The organism is Arthrobacter sp. SLBN-122 (genome assembly GCF_006715165.1).
Taxonomy (GTDB): domain Bacteria; phylum Actinomycetota; class Actinomycetes; order Actinomycetales; family Micrococcaceae; genus Arthrobacter.
In genome coordinates this window covers 1,476,710-1,499,531 of sequence record NZ_VFMS01000001.1, presented here as the reverse complement: position 1 = coordinate 1,499,531, position 22,822 = coordinate 1,476,710, and the positions used below count along the sequence as shown (strand labels likewise).

Annotated in this window: 21 protein-coding genes; 7 read left to right on the top strand and 14 right to left on the bottom strand. The window is 63.5% G+C overall.

Annotated features, from left to right (window positions below; genetic code table 11):
* Positions 1–7: 7 nt before the first annotated feature.
* Positions 8–1,237, bottom strand: a complete 1,230-nt coding sequence (locus FBY36_RS07065) for a MalY/PatB family protein (RefSeq protein WP_142122529.1) — start codon at positions 1,235–1,237, stop codon at positions 8–10.
* A 120-nt stretch (positions 1,238–1,357) separates the two neighbouring features.
* Here FBY36_RS07065 and FBY36_RS07060 point away from each other — a divergent pair, with 120 nt between their 5' ends.
* The 6 genes from FBY36_RS07060 to FBY36_RS07035 all read left to right on the top strand — a co-directional run bounded on the left by FBY36_RS07060 (position 1,358) and on the right by FBY36_RS07035 (position 7,816).
* Entirely contained in the window at positions 1,358–1,822 is a 465-nt protein-coding gene (locus FBY36_RS07060) for an Lrp/AsnC family transcriptional regulator (RefSeq protein ID WP_142118099.1), read from the top strand.
* 489 nt (positions 1,823–2,311) lie between these two features.
* Positions 2,312–4,210 carry a beta-glucoside-specific PTS transporter subunit IIABC gene (locus tag FBY36_RS07055; RefSeq protein WP_142118097.1) on the top strand — a complete coding sequence of 633 codons (1,899 nt, stop codon included), beginning with the start codon at positions 2,312–2,314 and terminating at the stop codon, positions 4,208–4,210.
* A gap of 51 nt (positions 4,211–4,261) precedes the next feature.
* Entirely contained in the window at positions 4,262–5,674 is a 1,413-nt protein-coding gene (locus FBY36_RS07050) for a glycoside hydrolase family 1 protein (protein ID WP_160141882.1), read from the top strand.
* A gap of 99 nt (positions 5,675–5,773) precedes the next feature.
* Positions 5,774–6,619 carry a PRD domain-containing protein gene (locus FBY36_RS07045; RefSeq protein WP_142118093.1) on the top strand — a complete coding sequence of 282 codons (846 nt, stop codon included), beginning with the start codon at positions 5,774–5,776 and terminating at the stop codon, positions 6,617–6,619.
* A 37-nt stretch (positions 6,620–6,656) separates the two neighbouring features.
* On the top strand, positions 6,657–6,935 hold the full coding sequence (locus tag FBY36_RS07040) for an HPr family phosphocarrier protein (RefSeq protein ID WP_142118091.1): 279 nt from the start codon (positions 6,657–6,659) through the stop codon (positions 6,933–6,935).
* A 134-nt stretch (positions 6,936–7,069) separates the two neighbouring features.
* Complete coding sequence (locus FBY36_RS07035) at positions 7,070–7,816, top strand: aspartate/glutamate racemase family protein (RefSeq protein WP_142118089.1); 747 nt, start codon at positions 7,070–7,072, stop codon at positions 7,814–7,816.
* Between the two features lie 316 nt (positions 7,817–8,132).
* Here the strand turns inward: FBY36_RS07035 and FBY36_RS07030 are convergent, their stop codons facing one another.
* From FBY36_RS07030 to FBY36_RS06975, 12 genes are all read right to left on the bottom strand, one after another.
* Positions 8,133–8,399: a hypothetical protein gene (locus tag FBY36_RS07030; RefSeq protein ID WP_142118087.1), complete on the bottom strand. Its 267-nt coding sequence runs from the start codon at positions 8,397–8,399 to the stop codon at positions 8,133–8,135.
* Between the two features lie 51 nt (positions 8,400–8,450).
* Positions 8,451–9,197, bottom strand: a complete 747-nt coding sequence (locus FBY36_RS07025; RefSeq protein WP_142118085.1) for an SDR family NAD(P)-dependent oxidoreductase — start codon at positions 9,195–9,197, stop codon at positions 8,451–8,453.
* Complete coding sequence (locus tag FBY36_RS07020) at positions 9,194–9,967, bottom strand: SDR family NAD(P)-dependent oxidoreductase (protein ID WP_142118083.1); 774 nt, start codon at positions 9,965–9,967, stop codon at positions 9,194–9,196. The genes FBY36_RS07025 and FBY36_RS07020 overlap by 4 nt, the downstream gene beginning before the upstream one ends.
* Positions 9,968–9,972: 5 nt before the next feature.
* Positions 9,973–11,448, bottom strand: a complete 1,476-nt coding sequence (locus tag FBY36_RS07015; protein ID WP_142118081.1) for a gamma-aminobutyraldehyde dehydrogenase — start codon at positions 11,446–11,448, stop codon at positions 9,973–9,975.
* Between the two features lie 45 nt (positions 11,449–11,493).
* Positions 11,494–12,570: a proline racemase family protein gene (locus FBY36_RS07010; RefSeq protein ID WP_142118079.1), complete on the bottom strand. Its 1,077-nt coding sequence runs from the start codon at positions 12,568–12,570 to the stop codon at positions 11,494–11,496.
* Complete coding sequence (locus FBY36_RS07005) at positions 12,567–13,484, bottom strand: dihydrodipicolinate synthase family protein (RefSeq protein WP_142118078.1); 918 nt, start codon at positions 13,482–13,484, stop codon at positions 12,567–12,569. Before FBY36_RS07005 ends, FBY36_RS07010 begins: the two co-directional genes overlap by 4 nt.
* A gap of 68 nt (positions 13,485–13,552) precedes the next feature.
* Positions 13,553–14,815, bottom strand: coding sequence for an NAD(P)/FAD-dependent oxidoreductase (locus tag FBY36_RS07000; protein WP_142118076.1), 1,263 nt, complete (start codon positions 14,813–14,815; stop codon positions 13,553–13,555).
* A 51-nt stretch (positions 14,816–14,866) separates the two neighbouring features.
* The gene (locus tag FBY36_RS06995; RefSeq protein WP_142118074.1) at positions 14,867–15,733 is read right to left on the bottom strand and encodes an amino acid ABC transporter ATP-binding protein; all 867 of its coding nucleotides are present in this window, start codon (positions 15,731–15,733) and stop codon (positions 14,867–14,869) included.
* The gene (locus FBY36_RS06990; protein WP_142118072.1) at positions 15,730–16,467 is read right to left on the bottom strand and encodes an amino acid ABC transporter permease; all 738 of its coding nucleotides are present in this window, start codon (positions 16,465–16,467) and stop codon (positions 15,730–15,732) included. The genes FBY36_RS06995 and FBY36_RS06990 overlap by 4 nt, the downstream gene beginning before the upstream one ends.
* A gap of 34 nt (positions 16,468–16,501) precedes the next feature.
* Positions 16,502–17,356 (bottom strand): substrate-binding periplasmic protein, encoded by an 855-nt coding sequence (locus tag FBY36_RS06985; protein WP_142118070.1) that lies wholly within the window; start codon positions 17,354–17,356, stop codon positions 16,502–16,504.
* A 453-nt stretch (positions 17,357–17,809) separates the two neighbouring features.
* Entirely contained in the window at positions 17,810–18,406 is a 597-nt protein-coding gene (locus tag FBY36_RS06980) for a short chain dehydrogenase (RefSeq protein ID WP_142118068.1), read from the bottom strand.
* A gap of 3 nt (positions 18,407–18,409) precedes the next feature.
* On the bottom strand, positions 18,410–19,123 hold the full coding sequence (locus FBY36_RS06975) for a GntR family transcriptional regulator (protein WP_200830452.1): 714 nt from the start codon (positions 19,121–19,123) through the stop codon (positions 18,410–18,412).
* Between the two features lie 526 nt (positions 19,124–19,649).
* Between FBY36_RS06975 and FBY36_RS06970 the strand changes: the two genes are divergently transcribed.
* Entirely contained in the window at positions 19,650–21,155 is a 1,506-nt protein-coding gene (locus FBY36_RS06970) for a CoA-acylating methylmalonate-semialdehyde dehydrogenase (RefSeq protein ID WP_235008751.1), read from the top strand.
* A gap of 93 nt (positions 21,156–21,248) precedes the next feature.
* On the opposite strand, the gene FBY36_RS06965 is transcribed toward FBY36_RS06970, so the two are convergent.
* Positions 21,249–22,772, bottom strand: a complete 1,524-nt coding sequence (locus tag FBY36_RS06965) for a PucR family transcriptional regulator (RefSeq protein ID WP_142118064.1) — start codon at positions 22,770–22,772, stop codon at positions 21,249–21,251.
* Positions 22,773–22,822: the final 50 nt, after the last annotated feature.

Here is a 22,822-nt window from a genome sequence, read left to right as displayed (position 1 = left end):
TCTTCTTTCAGTTGCTGATGAGGGCTGCGGTGAGCCGGTTAATGGCTTCGTCGACAGTGCTGCGCGGGCAACCCAGGTTGACCCGCATGTAGCCGTGTCCTTCGAGACCGAATTTCTGGCCCTTGTCCAGCCAGAGGCGGGCCTTGGTGAGCATGAACTTGTCCAGCTCTTCCGCGTTCAGGCCAAGGCCCCGGCAGTCCATCCAGGCCAGGTAGAGCGAGTCGGCCGGCAGGACCTTCAGTTGCGGAAGCGCGCTGTTGATCGACGCGGCGAAGTGTTCATGGTTGCTCCGGACATAAGCCACCATCTCGTCCACCCAGGCCTCGCCGTGGGCGTAAGCAGCTTCTGCGGCAACCATGCCAAGGACGTTGACCAGTGGGAACATGTTCCGGTCATACTGGCGTGCGAGCTCTTCCCGCATCCGCTGGTTGGGAACAAAGACGTTGGCACTCTGCAACCCGGGGAGATTGAAAGTCTTGCTCGGCGCAGTGCAGGTGATGCTGTTCTGAGCGAACTCCTCGCTGAGGGACGCGAAGGGGATGTGGCGCTTAGCGGGGTCCATGATGAGGTCCTGATGAATCTCATCGGAGATGACGATCACGCCGTGGCGAGCACAGATCTCCCCCATCGTGCGCAGTTCGTCTTCGGTCCACACGTTGCCGGTCGGGTTGTGGGGGTTGCTGAGGATGAAAATTTTGGTATCAGGCCGGATAGCGGCCTCGAACACCGTCGCGTCCAGCTCATACCGGTCTCCGACCCTAGACAGCGGTGCGAAGGCAAGGTGCCGGCCGTTCATGAGCATGTCGTTGTGGAAGTGCGCGTAGACCGGCGGCTGGATGAGGACAGAGTCGCCCGGCGCAGAGAAGGCCTGCACCGCAGTCTTGAGGGTCGTGATGATGCCCGAAGTCTGGAGGACCCACTTTTGGTCGACCTCCCAGCCGAAGCGCTTGGCCTGCCAACCCGTGACAGCATCAAGGTAACTCTTCGTGGCCCCGCCCGGGTAGCCGAACACGCCATGCTCGACAGCCTCATGCAGTGCATCCAGCACGACCCGGGGGGCCTTGAAGTCAGTGTCGGCCACCCACATGGGCAGCGGATCTGCCGCGGCCTCGTCCGCAGAAAGAAGAGCGTGCTTATAGGCCCACTTCATCGAGTTGGAGGTGCCCCGTTCGACGACCTCGTCGAATATCGAAGTCGGCGCGGTATCAAGGGAAGGGATCAAAACTGTGTCAGGCATGGTACTCACGAAGCGTTCCTTAGTGGTGTATTTGCGATGCAGTTCACACTAAGACGAAAGCCGTGCAACGTGTTTGCAACTTCTCCGGAAAAACCTCATATAAATGCTAGATTTTGAGGCATGGACAGGATCGATCGGGAGATTCTTGCATTGCTGCAACTTGAAGGGCGAATATCGTTCACTGAACTGGCGGGGCGTGTGCAGTTGAGCCTGTCGAGCTGCCAGCGACGCGTGCGGGATCTGGAGGCGCGCGGAATCATACGCAGCTATCGTGCGGTCGTGGACGCAGCTTCGGCCGGCTTCGGCTTTGAAGTCGTTGCGTTCGCAACGCTCACCCGTCCTGACGTGCTGGATGAGTTCGATGCCGCGATCAGCCATGTTCCGGAAATCATTGAGGCCCAAAGACTGTTCGGGGAGCCGGACTACATGATCCGCATCGTTGCGGCGGACCGCGAGGCCTACCAAAAGCTGTATGACAAGGTGCTAAGCCGCCTGCCGGGCGTGCAAAGCCTCAACTCCACCATCGTGATGAAGGAAGTAATTGCCTCCAGGGCGCTGCCCGTTGTCCGGCGCTCAATCGAGTAGCCAGGAAGTGGCCGAGACCAGTCTCGCCCATCCAGTACAGCCTCAATCTTGAACGTTCCAGCGCATGCCGAGGGAGAACTGCTGTACACCCCCTCGGCGTCCGAGCCTCGGTCCGCCGGCAGCAGTCTGGGCGTTCGTCGCCAGGAACTCATGAGGTGTTTGGCGCCGCCGAAGCAGTCATGCCGGAGAAGGAGCTCTTCTGGATCGTCACCCCCACTGGCCAGTGCCGGATCATAGAATTCCACGAATTTGATGTTTACATGCAGCAGGCACGGTGGGAAGCCAGACAACGTAGCCCCAACACGGCATAAGAACTCTTCGCTTTCAAAGGGGTCGTGTTGCGCGTGACTGGAATCACCTGTACGCTCTGATGTTAGCGACGGTTTTCGTCGGCAGGATTGTTACTCGGAAACGGGGCAAGACCTGAGAAGCACACTATGTGCGTCTCGGGTCTTTTTTTGTGCCCAAAAATAGACAGAGAGGTCTGACATGGCAAGTGTGGACTACCGGTCCTTGGCCGGCGACATTTTGCAGGGGGTAGGCGGCGAGAAGAACATCGTCAGTGCCGCCCACTGCGCTACCCGGCTCCGGCTTAAGCTGCGGGACGAGACGAAAGCAGATACAGCAGCGGTCGAGAAGCTCCCCGGCGTGATCACCGTAATGAAGGCCGGCGGCCAGTACCAAGTGGTAATCGGCGACAACGTACCCACCGTTTACGCTGAGCTCGGAAAAATCACCAAACTCACTGATGACAGCGCGGCAGACGAGGAACCGGCGCCGAAGGGCAACCTTTTGAGCCGCTTCATTGACCTGATCTCCTCAATTTTTTCGCCCGTCATCTGGCCACTCGCGGCCGCAGGCCTGCTCAAAGCATTTCTGAGCCTGGCCATTCAACTTGGCTGGCTCGATCCCACATCCCAGACCAATGTAATCCTGGCTGCCACCGCTGACGCGCTGTTCTACTTCCTGCCCCTGTTCCTGGCGGTAACCGCCGCCAAAAAGTTCAGGACCAACCAGTTCACCTCCATGGCGATTGCCGGGGCACTGGTTTACCCGAGCATCGTTGCCCTTGCCGCAAAGCCAGACGCTGTGAGCTTTGCCGGTATCCCGGTGGTGATGATGAACTACACCAGTTCGGTCATCCCGATCCTCGTCGCCGTGTGGCTGCAGGGCTACCTTGAGCGTTTCCTGACCCGCGTACTTCCGTCCGCTATCCGAAACTTCACCACCCCGCTGCTGACCCTTCTGGTCATGGTCCCACTGGTCCTGATCACCGTCGGCCCCGTCACAACCTTCGCAGCCAAGGGGCTGTCTGCCGGCATCGGCGCAGCGTTCACCTTCGCGCCGTGGCTCGCAGGGGCAATCATGGGTGGCTTCTGGCAGGTCTTCGTCCTCTTCGGCCTGCACTGGGGCTTCGTCCCCGGCATGCTCAATGAGATCGCCACTTCTGGCCACTCCCTCCTGTTCGGCCCGCTGCTGCCGGCCGTCCTCGCGCAGGCAGCAGCCACCCTCGCCGTCATGTTTCGTACCCACAACAAGGCCCGCCGCGCCGTGGCTGGTCCTGCGGCTCTCTCGGGCTTCCTCGCCGGTATCACAGAACCCGGCATCTACGGTGTGAACCTGCCCCTGAAGAAGCCGTTCTACTTCGGTATCGCCGGTGGTGTTGTGGGTGGCGCCATCGTGGCCGCAGGGGGCACCGGTGCCACGTCCTTTGTCTTCCCGTCGCTGCTGGGCCTGCCTGCATTCACCTCGGTGGGCAATATCGCCCTTCTTTTCCTCGGCACTGGCGTCGCGGTCGCCCTGGCCTTCACCTTGACCTTCCTCTTTGGCCCCCGCGAGGCAGAAGCAGCGGCCGACGCCGGCACTTCCGTTCCCGGAACGTCCGGGGATAAGCAGGCGGCAGCTGAGCCCGTCCAGGTTTCCGCAGTCCCCGGCACCGTGGAGGTACTGGCGCCGGTGACGGGTGAGGCGGTGGCCTTGGCAGATGTTCAGGATAAGGTGTTCGCCTCCGGCGCGATGGGCAAGGGCTTGGGCATTGTGCCCGCCGATGGCCGCATCCACGCGCCGATCACGGGGACCATCAAGGCAGCCATGAAGACCGGCCACGCTTTCGGCATCAAGTCAGATGACGGCGTGGAGGTCCTGGTCCACATCGGCATCGACACCGTCCAGCTCCAGGGCCGCGGCTTCGAAGCAGCCGTGACCCGAGGCCAGCAGGTCCGCGCCGGCGACCTGCTCGCGGTCGTAGACCTCTCTTTGGTGGCCGAAGCCGGTTACGACACCACCACCCTGGTGATGGTCACCAACACCGCCCAGCTCCAAAACGTCGACCCGGTCACCGAAGGGAAACTGGCCCTAGGGGACGCCGCGATCACGGTCCAGATCTGACTCCTTCTTCACTTCCACTTTCCCAGTTCCTGCTTGAAAGGATCCACAGCTGTGACCACCACTTTCCCCAAAGGATTCCTCTGGGGCGGCGCCACCGCCGCCAACCAGGTTGAAGGAGCCTACAACGAGGGCGGCAAGGGTCTGTCCATCCAGGACGTGATGCCCAAGGGCATCACGGAAACCCCTACGGAAGAACCGACGCCGGACAACCTCAAGCAGGTGGCGATCGACTTCTACCACCGATATAAGGAGGACATCGCCCTCTTCGCCGAGATGGGCTTCAAGGTGTACCGCTTCTCCATCGCGTGGAGCCGGATCTTCCCGCTCGGTGATGAAGAAACCCCTAACGCCGAAGGTTTGGCCTACTACTCCAGAGTCCTTGACGAACTGGAAAAGCACGGCATCGAACCGCTGGTCACCATCAGCCACTACGAAACCCCGCTGCACCTGGCCCGGAAGTACAACGGCTGGACCAACCGTGAACTCATCGGCTTCTACGAGCGCTACTGCCTCGCCCTGTTCGAACACTTCGGGTCCCGGGTCAAGTACTGGCTGACCTTCAACGAGATCAACTCCGTGCTGCACGAACCGTTCCTGTCCGGCGGCATCCCGGCGCCGAAGGATCAGCTCACCAAGCAGGACCTCTACCAGGCAATTCACCACGAGCTGGTCGCATCGGCACGCGCCACCAAACTGGCCCACGAATTGATGCCGGAGGCGCAGGTGGGGTGCATGATCCTGGCGCTGCCGGTCTACCCGCTGACCCCGGACCCCTCCGACGTCGTTGCAGCCATGCACACCGCGCAGGACAGCTACGCGTTCGGCGACATCCACTGCCGCGGCGAGTACCCGGGTTACCTGCTGCGGCACTTCCGGGACAACGGCATCGAGCTGGACATCACCGAAGGGGACCGCGAGGACCTGAAGAACACGGTGGACTTCGTCTCGTTCAGCTATTACATGAGCGTCTGCGAGACAGCTGATCCGAGCAAGAAGGTCACTGGTCCTGGCAACATCATGGGCGGGGTGGTCAATCCGACGCTGCAGGCCTCCCAGTGGGGCTGGCAAATCGATCCGCAGGGCCTGCGTGTGGCCCTGAACGACTACTGGAACCGGTGGCAAAAACCGCTCTTCATTGTGGAAAACGGCGTCGGCGCGAAAGATCAACTGGTGGAGGTTGAAGGTCAAAAAACGGTCATCGATGACTACCGGATTGCCTACCTCAACGACCACCTGGTGCAGGCCCGGGAAGCAGTGGCAGACGGCGTCCACCTCATGGGCTACACCGCCTGGGGATGCATCGACCTGGTCAGTGCCTCCACCGCGCAAATGAGCAAACGCTACGGTTTCGTCTACGTGGACCGCAACGACGACGGCACCGGCACCCTGGAGCGCTACCCGAAGAAATCCTTCAAGTGGTACAAGGACGTCATCGCGACCAACGGCGCCAGCCTCAAGAACTAGGCCAGTCTCACTGGCAGCCTGTAATACTGGCCGGAAGTGGGGTTTCCTGCCTCCGGCCAGTACAGCAGAGATTCCGGCACTCAACGAAAGGAGGGCGACATGGAGGTCTTGCGCGTCTTCAACAACAACGTCGTCCTCGCCCGGACCCCAGACAAGGGCGAAGTCATCCTCACGGGGCGCGGTCTGGGGTTTCAAGCCAAACCAGGCAAACCTGTAGATGAGAGCAAAGTTATTCGTGTCTTCGTCCCCGAGGATGGCCGGGACGCGGACAACTTCGGTGCACTCGTGGCAGCAATACCTCCCGAGCACCTCCTGCTCGCGGACGAAGCACTGCAGATAGCCCGGAAAGACCTGCCAAACACTATAAGCTCCACCACGGTTGTCGGCCTTGCCGACCACATCAGCTTCGCGATCAAGCGGATACGTCAAGGCATCGACCTCGAATACCCTCTCCGGGGCGAGGTGTCCCACCTCTACCCGGAGGAACTAAAGACAGCCCAACGCGTCCTTGATTTCGTCAATACCCGCATTGAACAAGCCCTGCCCGAGGCCGAAGCAGTGCCCATCGCCCTGCATCTTGTCAACGCAGGGTTCGCTACCGGAGACCTTTCGCTCACTTACCAAATGACCGGCGTCTTCACCCAGCTATTCGAGGTCCTGGAGCAGGCCTACGAACGACCGTTCGATCGCGACACTGTAAATGCCGCGCGCTTCATCACCCATTTACGCTATTTCTTCGTCCGTGCTCAAACAGGTCAACAACTAAACGACGGCGCGACAGCGCTGAGCAAAGCGATCCGTGAGTCGTATCCCGAGGCCCACGGTACGGCGCTGAAGCTCCAGGCGGTGCTCGAGCTGCGCCTGGGCGAGCCGCTTACTGAAGACGAAGTCACCTACCTGACGCTGCATGTAGCCCGCATGGTCGAAGACCTCCGGCTGCAGTAATCACCCAATTTCTTCAACAACTGAACGGAAGAGTTACATGTTCGAACGCACTGCCATCATCGCGAGCACGTCTGGCTTACACGCCCGGCCCGCAACAGTCTTTGTGGAAGCAGCAAACGAATACGACGGCTTGGACATCGCCATCGGACGCGAGGAAGAGCCTGCTGACGAAGCAATGGATGCTACGTCAGTTCTTTCCCTTATGAGCCTCGGCCTCGAGTACGGTGACCGGGTGATTCTGCGGACCGAAGGTACCGGGTCGGAGCAGGCATTGGATCGACTGGTCGGGCTACTCGAGACCAACCACGACGCCTGACAGGCTCTCCCGTACACGACGGTCGGAATTCTCACCAGCGGTGATCGACTACGTCTACTTCACTGTCGGGTGGAGAATCACTGCCAGCTGGAGCAGGATCACCACCACGCGCATCTACGACGAGGAACCTCACCATGAGAAAGAAAATCCCTGGCCTCATCGGCCTGGCGCCCAAAACGAACTGCGTCTACTACCTCGAGATGACTCAGTCAGCGGCAAACGTGGACCCGGCCCACACTCCGAACTCACTGCTATGGACCATCAACTTCGAAGAAGCCGCCCGCGCCGTTGGTGCAGGAAACCTCGAAGCGCTCAACGCGCTTCTGATCGACGCCGGCAAGCACCTTGCTGCAGGAGGGGCAGACTTTCTAGTGTTGACTTCCAACACAAGCCACAGTGCTGTTCAAGCTTTGGAAGCGGAGACAGCACTGCCTGTTCTCGACATCCGCTCCGTGATGGCACAGGAACTGCAACGTCGCCACGTGCAGCGTGTAGGAATCCTCAGCACCAGCCTCACGCAATCAGCAGGCCTGTACGAGGAGGTGTTCCCAGCAGCCGGTTTCAGCATTGAATACCCCGACCGTGCAACCGCCGCACACATCGACCAGGTGATCTTCAACGAACTGGTCAAGGGTATAACCGACGGAGATGCCTCCGCTGTCCTCAAACGCGCCGCAGCCCAGTTACGTGACCGAGGCGCGCAGGCCATCCTCCTGGCATGCACTGACATGACTATCGTCGCGGACCAGCTCAATGATGCCGACATCATCGACACCACAACTCTCCACGCCCGGGCCGCAGGAGAATTCATCTTTGCCAAAGATGCGGCTGTGAAAGCGCCTTCCTTGCCGTCCTCAAAGGCCCCTACGAGAGGATCTTGATTCTGGCATCCAACATTGGGCCTCTTAATGACGCGGTAGAACGTTATGCCCTCCTCGCCAGAACGCTGCAAAATGCCTGCGAGGAACAAGGTTCTGCATACGATGCCGTCCTGCTGGCCCAGTACTGGCTTTCCCCGGCCGCAAAACCCTTTCCGCGCACCTCGGCAATCCCGTCCTTGCAGGACCGAGGCTGGCCGCAGCCACCCTGCGATGCCTGCTGCTGCAAGCTCCAACCCCACAGTCACGGAAAGAAGGGTAGGCGCCCGTGCAGTGAACGGCACCTCAGGGAATCAGTCATCGACCCGGCGCGTCCATTTCAGGAGGCCGGCAGCAGGTCACGTTCCGGCTGTTCGCTCATCGATACCTGGTAGTGGAACCCGGTGCGCTCTTCGCATGCCCAGACCTGGTAGAAGCTGGCCTTCTCAAAGAGCTGCCGGCCATCGACGGTTGAGTGGATCCAGAGGATGGAGCCGTCATCCGTGACAGCATCGACGAATCCACTGCTGACGGTGGATCCCTGATAGCGGATTTCAACACTCGCGCCTTCGAGCGTGCGCCAGTCCTTAACGTGTCGCTGGTTCATGGGTTTCCTTTCGAAGGTTTTGGTCAAGGACGATGAAGGTGGTGGGCGTTTTCAGCGCACGTAATCGGCGCCGGTGATGTCGATGGTGGCCCCGGTGGTGTGCCGGGAGCGTGCTGAGGCCAGGAAGGCAATGACTTCTGCGACGTCACCGGGCGGAGTGACCTCACCTAACGGAAGCCCTTCAAGGACGGCGGGGTCCGTGGCGAGGTCGCCTGCGATGTCGGTGGCCACCCAGCCCGGGGCGACGGCGTACGCGAGGATGTTCTCCCTCGCGTAACCGCGCGCGATGCCCTTGGTCAGGGCAAGCAGCCCGCCCTTCGCCGCACCGTAGGCGAGGTGTTCTGCGTCATCCCCCCGGTGGGCGGAGCGGCTGGTGGTGTTGATGATGATGCCGCCGCCGCGCTGCCGGAATCCGAGGATGGCTTGCCGGCACAGGTCCGCGGGGGCCAGGAGGTTCAGGTCGTAGTTGCCCTGCCAGCCCTGTTGCCACGCGCCGTCGTCGCCAATATGTGAGGCGAGCCAGGCGCCGGCGTTGTTGACCAGCACGTCGACGCCGCCGCGCCAGGCGGCAGCCTCCGTCCAGACCCGTTGGCGCTCCGCCGGGTCCCGGAGGTCTCCTTGGACCAGGTGGACACGGTCGCCGAGCCGGTCGGCGGTGGCCTGGGCGGAATCCTTGTCGTTCCCGTAATGGAGGACGACGTGCGCGCCATCGCGGTGCAGGACTTCAACTGTCGCGCGGCCGATGCCACGCGACGCTCCCGTCACCAGGACGGTCTTCCCGTCCATGCGCCCGGTCATGCAACGGCCTGGGCGCCGGTGATTTCAATGACGGAGCCGCAGATGTAGGGGGCTTCGTCGGAGGCGAGGAAGGCCACCAAGGCGGCGATTTCCTCCGGTTTGCCAATCCGGCCGAACGGGACCAGGGCGTCAAGGTCGGCCACAGTGCGGCCGCTGCGGGCGAGCCCGGCTTCGAGCATGGGCGTGTGCACTTCGCCGGGTGCGACGGCGTTGACCCGGATATTGTTCGGGGCGTAGTCGCGGGCCAGGTTTTTGGTGAAGGCGACGACGGCGGCCTTGGAGACGTTGTAGGCGATGTGTCCTGGCGCCGGGTACAGGCCCCACTGGGAAGCCGTGTTCACGATGGCACCCCCACCTGCGCCGATCATGTGCGGCAGCACCGCACGGCACAGGTGGAACAGTGCGTCCACATTGACGGCAAAGGACAGGTCCCAGTCGTACTCCGAAAGGGAGAGCAGGTCCCCGCGTCGGTTAACGCCGGCGTTGTTGGCCAGCACGTCAATCCGGCCGCGGGCATCAACGATGTGCTGGACGGCCGCCGCTGACGCTTCGGGGTCGAGAAGGTCGAAGACCAGCGCCTCGGCGGAGAAACCTTCACCCGTCAGGTCGTCGGCTACTTCCTTTGCGGCTGTTTCATTGGCATCGGCCACGAACACGCGGGCACCTTCGGCGGCCAGCCGGCGGCTGATGGCGGATCCGATCCCGCCGCCAGCCCCGGTGACCAGTGCGGTCTTGCCGTCGAAGCGGCGCCCACGTCCCGTCGTCGTCATTCTGCCTACCCCTCCAGGGTGAAGATGGTGCGGTGCCACTCCTTGGCCTGCTGTCCGGTGAGGTCGAACATGACGTGCTTGACCACGGTGTATTCGTCGAAGGAGTAGGTGGACATGTCCTTGCCGAAGCCGGACTGCTTGAAGCCGCCGTGTGGCATTTCGCTGATGATCGGGATGTGGTCGTTGACCCAGACGGCGCCGGCGCGGATTTCGCGGGTGGCTCGCAGGGCACGGTAGACATCCTTGGTCCATGCCGAAGCGGCCAGGCCGTAGGGGGTGTCGTTGGCCAGTTCAATGGCTTTGTCGTCGGTGTCGAACGGGGTGACGGCAAGGACGGGGCCGAAGACTTCGTCGCGGAAGATTTCGCTGTCCGGGGTGGCGTCGGCGACCAGGGTGGGCCGGTAGTAAGAGCCTCCCGCCAGGTCCCCTTCAGGGATGCCGCCGCCGATGACGCGGGCGTAGCCGCGGGCCCGGTCCACCATCCCCGCGACGGTTTCCTGGTGCTTGCGGGAGACGAGCGGGCCGAGGTCGGTGGCGGGGTCGGCAGTGGGCCCGAGCTTGACCTTGGCGTACAGGTCGGCGACGCCTTCGATGAATTTCTCGTAGAGCGAGCGGTGGACGATGGCGCGGGTGGCGGCCGTGCAGTCCTGCCCGGTGTTGATCAGTGATCCGGCGACGGCACCATGGATGGCTGCCTCAAGGTCCGCGTCGTCGAAGACGACGAAGGGGGCCTTGCCGCCGAGCTCGAGGTGGACGCGCTTGGCGGTGGTGGCTGCGGCGTCCAGGACGGTCCGGCCTACGGAGGTGGACCCGGTGAAGGAGAGCATGTCCACGTCCGGGTGGCGCAGCAGTTCGGCACCGATGGTGGAGCCGCGGCCGGTGAGGACGTTGATAACGCCGTCAGGGACGCCTGCTTCGGTGGCCACTTCTGCGAACAGCAGGCTGGTCAACGGCGTGATCTCCGCAGGCTTGAGGACGATCGTGTTGCCGGCGGCGACGGCGGGCAGGATCTTCCAGGCGGCCATCTGCAGCGGGTAGTTCCAGGGTGAGATGGAACCGATCACGCCGATCGCTTCGCGGCGGATGGAGGAGGTGTGGTCGGGGGAGTATTCGCCGGTGGCTTTGCCTTCGAGGTTGCGGGCTGCGCCGGCGTAGAAGGCGATGTTGTCGATGGTGCCGGGGACGTCGAATTCGCGGGTGAGGCGGATGGGTTTGCCGGCCTGGCGGGATTCGAGCTGGGCAAATTCTTCGGCGCGTTCTTCCATGAACGCGGCAAACTTGGTGAGGACGGCGGACCGTTCACCGGGGGTGGCACGGGACCAGGCGGGGAACGCGTCGCGGGCTGCCTGCACAGCTTGTTTGACGTCGTCGCTTCCGGCCAGGGTGATGGTGCGAATGGTTTTGCCGTTGGACGGGTCGATGACGTCCACGGTTTCGCTGGTGCTGCCGTCGACGAGTTTGCCGTTAATGAACTGGCTCACAACTCCTGCTTTCAGTTGTTTCGGAAAAGTGTCTAAGTGGGTGCTTTAGGCGCCCGGGGCCCAGATGTCGCCGACGGTGTAGCCGGAGGGGAAGGGGTCGGTGGGGTCCAGCAGCCATTGGGTGCGGCCGGTCACCCAGCCGCGGCCCCGGATGGTGGGAAGGACCGCTTCGCGGCCGCCCGCCGTCGTTGTTCCTGTCAGCTGCCCGATGAATTCGCTGCCGATGATGCTGTGGTGGGAGAAGTCTTCGCCGATGGCCAGCTGCCCACGGGCGTGCAGGGCTGCCATCCGGGCCGATGTGCCGGTCCCGCAGGGGGAGCGGTCCAGCGCACCAGTCCAGGTGGACGGGTCCGACGGGACGAGTTTGCCGTTGGACAGCACCACGGTGTTGCGGTCCTGCCGGCCGGGAACGCGGTCGCCGGTGTGCAGCATGACCAGGTTGACCCCAGAAATCAGCGGATTGTCCGGGTGGACGCAGGCGATCTGCTCCAGCGCGGCCATCTTGATCAAGGCACCGGCGCGGGCAAGTTCCTTGCCGTTGTCCGGGTGCAGTTCCAAGCCGAGGTCCGCTGCCTTGGCCTGTGCGAAGAACTGGCCGCCGAAAACGACGTCGACGGGCACTGTGCCGAACTCCGGCACCTCGAGCGGGAAGTCGAGTTCGACGACGAACGCCGGGACGTTCACGACGGTCACGGAGAGGACCTTGCCGTCCTGGACCTTGGCGATTGCCTGGACGATACCGACGGCAGTGTCGATGGTGACCACGGTTTCCGGTCCGCGGACCGGCACGATGCCTTCCTCCAGGGCCGCGGTGACGGCGCAGATGGTGTTGGATCCGGACATCGGGGTGAAGCCGCCCTGTTCCAGGACCACGATGCCAAAGTCGGAGCCTTCGTTGACCGGAGGCAGGAGGATCACCGAGCAGAGGCCCGGGTAACCGCGCGGCTCATGCAGCATGAGCCGGCGCAGCCAGTCCAGGTTGTCCTTGCAGTACTGCAGGCGCTCCGCCATCGTCTCGCCCTGCACGAGGGACGCGGCGGAGGTCAGGATCCGGCCCGGCTCGCCTTCGGCGTGGACCTCGATGGCGTCGAGGGCGAGTTTGGTGGCGGAGCGCGCGGTCATGCTGCTACTGCCGGGAGGACGCCTGCGTTGCGCAGGATGCCGGCGAAACGCTCGCGTTCCTCGGCGGGCAGCGGCTGGATGGGCAGGCGGGCCGGGCCGACAGGTTCGCCGATGAGTTCCAGGCCTGCCTTGATGCCGGCCACGTAGTTGACGGACTCGAGGAAGTCGCTGATGGCCCACAGGTGCTTCCACAGTTCGCGGGCGCGGACCAGGTCCTTCTGTTCTGCAAGGGCCTCCCAGAATTCGACGGCGAGTTCGGGCACCACGCCGGCGGTGCCCCAGACCGAGGCCTCGGCGCCGGAGGCGATGCCGAAGAACGTCAGGGTGTCCCAGCCGTTGAAGGCCTTGATGCTGTCGGTGTGGTTGGCGAGGAGTTCGGCCAGGCCCACGGCGTCATCGGAGGTGTTCTTGATGTAGTCCACTCCGTCGATCTGGCCGAGCTCGGCCAGTTCAGCGGCGGTCAGCTGGATGCCGGTGGCACCGGGGACGTTGTAGTAGACGATCGGGATGTTGATGGACGCGGCGACGGCGGAGAGGAACGTCTTGAGGGTGCTGAGGTCCAGGGGGTCGTAGAACGGCGGGACCAGCATGATGGCGTCCGCGCCGACGGCTTCGGCGTGCTGGGCCAGGTCGATGGCGCCTTGGGTGGAGAGCGCTCCGATGCCGGCGACTACGGGGATGCGTCCGTCGGCGCCTTTGACGTAGAGCTCGATGACGCGGCGGTACTCCTCGGGGGAGAGGGTGGTGAATTCACCGGTGGTACCCGTGGGGACGAGGCCGTGGATGCCGGCGGTGACCAGGCGCTCCACCTGGCGCTGCAGAGCCGCTTCGTCGATGGCGGAGCCGTCCTCGGTGAACGGGGTGGTGACGGCGGCGAGGATGCCGCGGAGTTCCTTCTTGGTGCGTGCAGACATGGTGTGGCGCTTCCTTTCAAAAGGTGGTCAGGCCGCTGTTGGGCGGCAGGAAATTTGGGGGTCCGGTACTAGTGGGCCGGGACTGGCTGGCGCTGGACGCCGCGGAAACGGTCGGCCCTGAAGGGCTGGAGGGTGGGTGCCATCCTCCCGCGGACGATCAGATCCGTCAGTGCCGAAGCCGTTCCGGGGGCGAGGGTGATGCCCATCATGCCGTGGCCGGTGGAAACGTACGTGTTCTGCAGGTGTCCGAGATTTCCGATCACGGGGAGCCCGTCCGGTGTCATCGGCCGCATGCCGGCCATCGGCGTCGGCTTGGTCGCGGGCGGCTCCCAGTTGCGGAAGTACTTCGCCGGGGCCCGCAGGATCGCATCGACGCGGACCTGGTTGATCTTCTCGTCCAGGCCGCCGAACTCCATGGTGCCGGCCAGGCGCAGGCGTTCGTTGAACGGGGTGACCGCCACTTTGGCGTCCCAGAGGTTGACGGTGCTGCATAGGCCCAGGGCGGGAACCTCCACGCTGTACCCCTTCCCGGGACGGACGGGCAGGGGCACTCCGAACTGCTTGGACAGGTTTCCGCTCCAGGCGCCGGCAGCGAGGACGAAGTTGTCGCCCGTGTAACTGTTGCCGCGGCTGTGTACTGCGGTGACGCGGTCCCCGTTGCGGTCCACGGCATCAATGGGGGCGTTCTCGATAATCTTGACACCCATTGCCACCAGCCGCTGGTGCAGCGCGGTGGCCATTGCGCCCGGATCCACGTGGCGTTCCTGCGGGAAGTAGATGCCGCCCAGGACCTCGTCGGTGAGCAGTGGTTCCTGCTCGTGCACCGCGTCCCGGTCCAGTACGCGTGGCTGGCGTCCGTACTGGGATGCCAGGTCGAGGTTGTCGACGTGGTGGTCGAAGTTGTCCTGCTCCATGAATGCCATGAGCAGCCCGTTCGTGTGCATTTCGAAGTCCATGCCGTCGGCGCGGTACTCGTCAAAGATCTGCAGGGTGTCGGCGGCAAGCCGGAGGTGGCCCTCGAAGCCGGCGCGCTGGTCGCGGGCGTTGGACTTGCGCCACATGCCCAGCATGAATCCTATGAAGGCTGGATTCAGGGACGGCCGGATGTAGAGCGGGCTGTCCGGGCGGAGCATCCATTTCATGGATTTGAGGACGACGCCGGGTCCGGGCACGGGTGCCGATTCCGCGGGGCAGATCCACCCCGCGTTGACTTTCGACGCGCCCAGGCCGGTGGCCCGGGCGTCAATGACGGTGACGTCCTCGCCCTCGCGGGCGAGGTGGTAGGCCTGGGTGAGGCCGATGACGCCGCCACCAATCACTACGGTGTGCACAATGGTTCCTTTCTTGGTCCGGGGCAGAGGGGCTGTTCCGGACCGGTGGGCCTAGAAGCGGACGGCGTCCACGAATTTCTTGAGGTCTTCGTTATCGCACTTGTCGAACGCGGCCTCCGGGGTGGCGTTGACGGCGATTTCGCCGTTGTGGAAGAACACCACCCGGTCCGCGGCTTTGGAGGCGAAGGCCATGTCGTGGGTGACCAGGGCGACCGCGATGCCGTCCTCTTCCTTGAGCCGGCGCAGGACGTCGAGTACTTCTGCCGCGACGGGTGGGTCCAGGGCGGAGGTGATTTCGTCACAGAGCAGGAGCTTGGGCTTCATCATCAGGGCCCGGGCGATGGCGACGCGCTGGCGCTCACCGCCGGAGAGCTGGGTGGGCTTGCTGAGGACGTGGTGGGCCATGCCTACTTCGCCCAGGGCGGCTTCGGCCCGGTCGCGGGATTCCGAGGCGGCGGCGCCGCGAACCTTGCGGGGGGCAAGGACGAGGTTGTCCAGCACGTTCATGTGCGGCCAGAGCGTGTAGGCCTGGAAGACCATGCCCACTTCGGAGCGGATGTTGTCCCATTCCTTGGTGCGTTTCTGGTCCGCGAAGACCGTGTGCCCGTCGATCAGGATCTGGCCCTCGTCCGGGTCGGTGAGGCCGGCCAGGGCGCGAAGGAGGGTGGATTTGCCGGAGCCGCTCTTGCCGATGATGACGGTGATGTCGCCCTTGTTCATCTCGAAGTCGACATTCTTGAGGATCTGGCGGGGTCCAAAGGCTTTTTGGAGGCCGCGGGCTTCCACCAGGACCTGCCGATTCCCGGTGAGCTGGGGGGTGGGCTCGAGCGCTGTCACCTTGATGCCCTTCTGTTCGGTTCCATCATTGTCCTTCTGCTGCTGGACCGGAGGAAGCCCGGTGCTCAGTGAATGGCTCATGCCGGCACCACCGGACGGGTTCCGGGCATCATTCGCGATGCGAGCCTCCTGGGCGCCGGGGCACCCATGCCGGAGCTGTTCTGCATCCTGCGTTCGATGGAGCTGGTGATCAGCGAAATCGGGAAGGCGATGGCGAAGTAGACGCCCGCTGCGAGGGTGAAGACTTCCAGGGCCCGGTAGGTCTGGGAAGAAATCGTGTTGGAGATGAACATCAGGTCCGAGACGGCAATGGTGGAGACCAGCGCCGTGTCCTTGAAGAGGGAGATGTTCAGGGAGAGGATGACCGGCAGCTGCTGGCGCAGGGCCTGCGGGACGATGATGTAGCGCAGCTGCTGGAAACGGCTCAGCTGCAGCATCCTGCCGGCTTCGACCTGTTCAACCGGAACGGACTGGAAACCGCTGCGGTAGGTTTCGGCCATGAAGGCGGTGAGGTTCGCCGTGAGGGCAATGACAGCCGACGCGTATCCGGGGAGCGTAACCCCGGTGAGGGCAGGCAGTGCGTAGAAGATCCAGAACAGTTGGACCAGCAGCGGGGTGCAGCGGAAGATCTCGATGTATCCCTGGGCAGCCCAGCGGATCACCTCGATCTTCGACATGCGGCCCACTGCCAGGGGCACCGCGAGGATCATGCTGATGACGATGGTGATCACAGTGATCTGGAGGGTGAGACCCAGCCCCTGCATCATTGCAGGGAAGGCGTTGGCCACCACGTTCCAGTCGAAGTTGTAGTTCATGTCTTGGCTCCTTGGCCGCGTTGTTCCTGGCGGATCACTTCTTGGCGAGGTCGCCGAGGTTGTTGACCTCGAAGTAGTTGACCTTGGTGTAGGCCTGTGCCAGAGTGCCGCTCTTCTGGGCGCGCTCGATGGCGATGTTCACGATCTGCATGGACCGGGCGTCGACGCCGGCGGGAACCCCGTAGGCGGCGGTGCCGGAGTAGATTTCAGGCTTGGGGACGATGATCTTCAGGGAAGAGTCGGCCTGTGCCTGGGACTCTGCGGTGGGAAGGTCGGTAAATTCTGCCACCGCGCGTCCTGCCTGGATAGCGGAGATGGCGTTGGAGTAGGAGTCCATCGGCATGATGTTCCCGGTCAGGCCCTTCAGCGTCGCCTCGGGTGCTGCGCCCTGGGCGGTGGCAATTTGGCCGCCGCTGCTGATGACCTGGTCGCTTGTGGTGAATGGGGCATCCGCCTTGACGACGAACACGCCGGGGTATTCGTAGACCGGGTTGGTGAAGGAGATCGCCAGTGACCGTTCCACCGTGTAGTCCAAGTTTGCAGCGAAGTCGTAGCGGTTGGCCTGCAAGCCTGCCACGATGTTCTTCCACTCCGCGGCTACCGGAACCAGCTTCACGCCCAGTTGCTTGGCCAGTTCCTCGAGGGGAATGAGGTTGGGGCCGCCGAGGGTCCCGTCCGGCTGCTGGGTGGTCATGGGCGGGGCGATGGCCACGCCGACGCGGAGCTCGCCGCGCTTTTTGATGTCATCGATAAAGGAGCCCTGGGCGGAGACTGATGACGCTGCCGTGGCACTGTTGCCGCCGAACATTTTGCCGCCCAATGTGCCGCCAATCCCCCCGAGGACCAGGACGGCCAGGATGGCGAGGACAATCTTGCTTGTTTTGGTCATTTTAAAACCCTCTTTACAGGAAACGGGTCAGGGGGCCGGCGGGAAAAACTAAGGAAAATACGCCGACTGGATGGAAGTTTTTCTGATCGGACGCGGCCACCATGCTGCCGAGCTGTCCTGGGGGCGAATGGCTGAAGATGTTGCCATCCGGATGTCGTTTGGTTGTTTTATTGTCTTACAATCAGCTTCGTGCTTCAAGCGTAAACCTGTGACCGGCGCCACGTCCAGTGGCTGCTGCAAAAAAGACGAGTGTGAAGGAAATAAAGCTGTAACGCGGCTTCCGGGTGCTTCCGGGGCCGGGGCCGGCGAGGGGGTGAGGAAGACCGCGAATGTAAATTCCTGATGACCGCGCCGCAGAGGACTGCCACTGGAAACAGCAAAAGCCGGCCTTCACGGGTGTGAAGACCGGCTTTTGCGGGGGTTGCCCGCGGGAGGGGTGCGCGCGCTGCCTGTCTACTGGTCCAGGGCGTACGTCTGTCCCGTCTGGATGCCTTCGACGGACTTTACGTACGCGCGTCCCACCGTTTCCGCGGGAACCTGTTGGAATCCGGGGAAGTAGTCGTGGTAGCCGGTGGCCTCGGCAAGGACCGAGGGGCTGACGGCATTGATGCGGATACGGCGCGGCAGCTCGGCCGCGGCCGCCATGACAAAGGATTCCAGGGCGCCATTGGCCAGGGAGGCTGCGACACCAGTCAGGATGGGTTCACGGGCAAGTACGCCGCTGGTCAGCGTGAAGGAGCCGCCGTCGTTTACATACTCCACGCCGATCTGGACCAGGTTGACTTGGCCGAGGACCTTGTCCTCGAAGCCGACCCGGAAGTCTTTGACCGTGAGTTCTGCGAGCGGCTTGAAGGGGACGGAGCCGGTGCAGGATATGACGGCGTCCACGCGTCCTACCCGGTCAAACATCCGGCGGATGGAGTCCGGTTCGGTGAGGTCGACCGTGACCTGCCCGGAGCGGGAGGCTTCGATGATCTCGTGCCGGTCCCGCAGGGCGGCGGCGGCCGAGGACCCGAGCAGGCCGGTCGAGCCTACGATCAGAATCTTCATGGGTTAGCTCTCTTTCTGTGGGATTGCGCTGCCCAGCAGCGGGATGAGTTCCTCCGCGCTGCGCATGGTGTGTTCGCTGAAGGCTTTCCGGATGACGTCGAGGTCCTTGGTTCGAAGGGCCTGAACCAGCTTTTCGTGGACCCGGTGCGCGCGGACGGGGTCTGCCCGTGCCGCCTGGTCCTGGGCAAGGATGATGGTCAGGTGCGCTTCGGTGACCGGCCAGAGTCGCAGCAGCAGCGCGTTCTCTGACGCGGCCCACAGGCTCCGGTGGAATGACACGTGGCTTTCGTGCCGGATGACCGGGTCCGGATCCATCTCCACGCGGCTGTACTCGGCCCAGCTGTCCTCCACCATTTTCATGCGGCGCCCGGAGTCATCCTCCACGATCGCGGTGGCGGCCAGCATGTCCAAGGCCATGCGGGTGTTGGCGAGGTCCATGATGGCTGCTGCGTCCAGGGTTGCCACCCTGAGGCCGCGGTACGGCTCCTGGACCAGGAGTCCTTCCTGGGCCATCTGGTTGAGGGCTTCTCGGACAGTGGGCCGGCTGACGTTGAGCCATTCGGAAAGCTGGACCTCCGTGAGCTTCTCGCCGGGCTTGATGGTGCCAAGCACAACGGCGCGCCGGATCTCATTGACGACGCCATCCCTGCGCGACACCGAGGCCACCGGGGACATCCGCAGAGGAAGTGCCGCAGCTGACATGTTTGATTCCGCCATGAGCTTCCCCAATACATTCGAAAGTCGACTACTGCGTGTGCAGATTGTCAGACAAACTCTACCGTTTTTCCGACTTCGCGTATACACCGATATCGAACGAGTCTTTGGAACGGGCAACTGCAGCCCGGAGCCAGCGGGGCACCCATGTCCCGGGCAGGCCATTGATGGGCGGCATGAGGCTTCCCTCTCCTATGAAGCGTGCCTCGGCGGCGGCTCGGAGGGAAGCTTTGGTTGCCTCTTCCCCGGCCGGGTTCCACCATCCGGTTTGGGGGCAGTGTTCCCCGGTACGGGCGGCGCCTGGGGGTACAGAAGGGAAGTGGCTGCGTCGTTTCATTGGGCTCCTCAAAGACTTGATCCTGCTGTGGCCTCCACGGTAGGGACGTCCGCTGGCTGCGGCCGCCTATACATGTGTCGAGCCGAAACGGCACCAAGCTCCAAATGGAGTCCCCGCGAGCGTGCGGCGTCCCCGTACCGTTGCTGCAAAGCCGCTCCGGCAACACTCCCTGAACTGAAAGCGAGCAACAGCGTGACCGCGAACGAAGAACTTCCCGTCCTGTCCCACTGGATCGACGGCGCCGAGGCCCTTTCCTCGGGGGACCGCACCGCCCCGGTCTACGACCCGGCCCGCGGCATCGAAACCAAACGCGTCGCCCTGGCGAATGCCTCGGACATCGAAACCGCCATCTCGTCCGCCCACAAAGCCTTCCCTGCCTGGCGTGACCTCTCCATCACCAAGCGCCAGCAGATCCTGTTCCGCGTCCGCGAACTGCTGAACGAGCGCAAAGGCGAGCTCGCCCAGATCATCACCGCTGAGCACGGCAAAGTCGTCTCGGACGCGCTGGGCGAAATCACCCGCGGCCTGGAGGTCGTGGAACTGGCCACTGGTTTCCCGCACCTGATCAAGGGCGAGCACTCCGAAAACGTCTCCACCGGAGTGGACGTCTACTCCACCAAGGCACCCCTCGGTGTCGTGGGCATCATCAGCCCGTTCAACTTCCCGGCCATGGTTCCCCTGTGGTTCCTGCCTGTCGCCATCGCCGCCGGCAACACCGTCGTGCTCAAGCCCAGCGAGAAGGACCCCTCCGCCGCCAACTGGCTCGCCGAACTGTTCACCGAAGCAGGCCTTCCGGCAGGCGTGTTCAACGTCCTGCACGGAGACAAGGAAGCCGTCGACGGACTCCTCGAGCACCGCGACGTCAAGGCGATCTCCTTCGTGGGCTCCACCCCCATTGCCCAGTACATTTACGAAACTGCAGCCAAAAACGGCAAGCGCGTCCAGGCGTTGGGCGGCGCGAAGAACCACATGCTGGTCCTGCCCGATGCCGACCTCGACCTGACTGCCGACGCCGCCATCAACGCCGGCTTCGGATCCGCCGGTGAACGCTGCATGGCCATCAGCGTCGTCGTCGCCGTCGAGCCCGTCGCTGACGAACTGATCGAGAAGATCACCTCCCGGATGGCGACCCTGAAGATCGGTGACGGACGCCGCAACTGCGACATGGGCCCCCTGGTGACCAAGCAGCACCGCGACAAGGTGGCGTCCTACATCGACATTGCCGTTGAGGATGGCGCAAAGGTTGTGGCGGACGGCCGCGGCATCAACGTGGACGGCGACGAGAACGGCTTCTGGCTCGGCCCGACCCTGATCGACGAGGTCCCGGTCACCTCCCGCGCTTACACCGAGGAGATCTTCGGCCCGGTCCTGGCGGTGGTCCGCGTCCACAGCTATGAAGAGGGTCTTGACCTTATCAACTCCAGTGCGTACGGCAACGGCACGGCTATTTTCACCAACGACGGCGGCGCGGCCCGCCGCTTCCAGAACGAGGTGGAAGTGGGCATGGTGGGTATCAACGTGCCAATCCCGGTTCCGGTGGCGTACTACTCCTTCGGAGGGTTCAAGGATTCCATCTTCGGCAGCTCCAAGGCCTACGGCCTCCAGGGCTTCCAGTTCTTCACCCGCGAAAAGGCCATCACCTCCCGTTGGCTCGACCCGAGCCACGGCGGCATTAACCTGGGCTTCCCGCAGAACTAGGGCAGCACCCACAGGATGTCAGCACCTGGCACTGGGCCCTGACAGCGAGGACCTCCGGCACACCTGCCGGAGGTCCTCGCCTTCGTTTCCGGCCTATTCCAGGAACTGAACAGCCGCGTACAGCTCCAGGCGGTCCTGCATGCTGTCCAGGTTCAGTCCAAGGATTCGGCCGGCAGTATCAATCCTGTTCCTGAGCGTATGGCGGTGCACTCCCAGACGGCGCGCTGTCTTGTCCCAGACACAGTTATTGGCAAACCATTCCCGTACGGTTTCCAGCAGTTCCGTCTGCTCGGCCGCGTCATGGCTGATCAGCGGCTGCAGCAACCCCCGGGCCACCGGGCCGGCCTTCTCCTCGCGAAGCAGGCCCAGCATGCCGCCTGTCGAGAGCTCGGAAAATTCGACGACGGCCCTGCCCACTTCAGCTGCCCGCCGCAACGCACGTGTGGCTTCTTCCAGGGCACCGGCAAGCCCCTCCATTGGTGCCTCGGCCGAGACACCACACGTCGCGCCGTGGCGCCCCAGCAGCTCCAAAACCTTCCCCTGGTGGGCCTGGCCCGCCAGGATCACCAGGACCTCGCCCCGCAGCGCATAGAACACGGCACCCCGGTGGTCGTCCGCCAGCAGCTCCAAGGCCTCCAACAGGTTTGGCGCCGGGCTCTCCTGCCGGGAGACGGTCACCATCAGCGGATCCCGTGGCAGCTGGCCCCACACCTGGCGGGCTGTGCGGCATGCGACGTCGGTGCTGCCCGCCAGCAACTGCTCGAAGACTCCCGCGCGCAGGTGCCTGCGTGCCGTATCGAGGGTCCGCGCCTGCTCCAGGGCCAGGCTGGCCAGACCGATCACGCTGTTGACAATGTCCGCCCGGGCGGGGTCGAGGGGTTCGATGGCGCCCAGTACCAGGGCGCCGCGCAGGTTGTCTTTCCGGCCAAGAGTCTGCAGGGTCACCGACTGCCCTCGGACGTTCAGATGGGACGCCGACCTGGTACCGAGGTCGAGAGCGCGCCGCACCTTCTCCGTGACCTCTGGGGCAATGCCGGAGGGGACCGGGCGGTTCCGCGGCATGCGCACATAGTTTCCCGCGGCATCGTACAGGGCAACCCAGCTGTGGAGCTGGCGCTCGAGCTCACCGAGGATCGAGGTCAACCCGTCAGGCCGCAGGGCTGCCCGCGAGATGGCACGCTGGGCCTGCAGCGACCACTCGGCCCGTGCGTGCTCTTCCCGCGCCAGATAGTCCGCAACGGTGCGGATGATGGCGATAAAGGGTGTCCGGTCCGGTACCTCGACCAGCGGCAAGCCCTGATCCCTGCAGGCTTCCTCGAGGCCTGCAGGCAACGTCCCGTGGACTACCTGGGTGGCAAAGCCCAGTCCCACGATGCCATGCTCCACCAGCCGGCCCACATACTGCTCATACCCCTTCCGGAACTCACCCTCCACGGGGAACTGGGTACCGTCCGTCAGCAACAGCTGGCCGGAGTCCAGGAACGGGGTGGGGTCCGCCAGGTCCGAGCTGTGGACCCAGCTGACGGGCTCCTCAAGGCGAGGCGCCCCGAGGTCCGGCACCACCAGCCGCAGCTTCAGCGAGCGGCTGCGCAGCAGGACATTGAGATTTGGCGGCATGTGATCCCCGGTGTGAAAACGTCGAACAGAAACAGATGGGTTGTACAAAC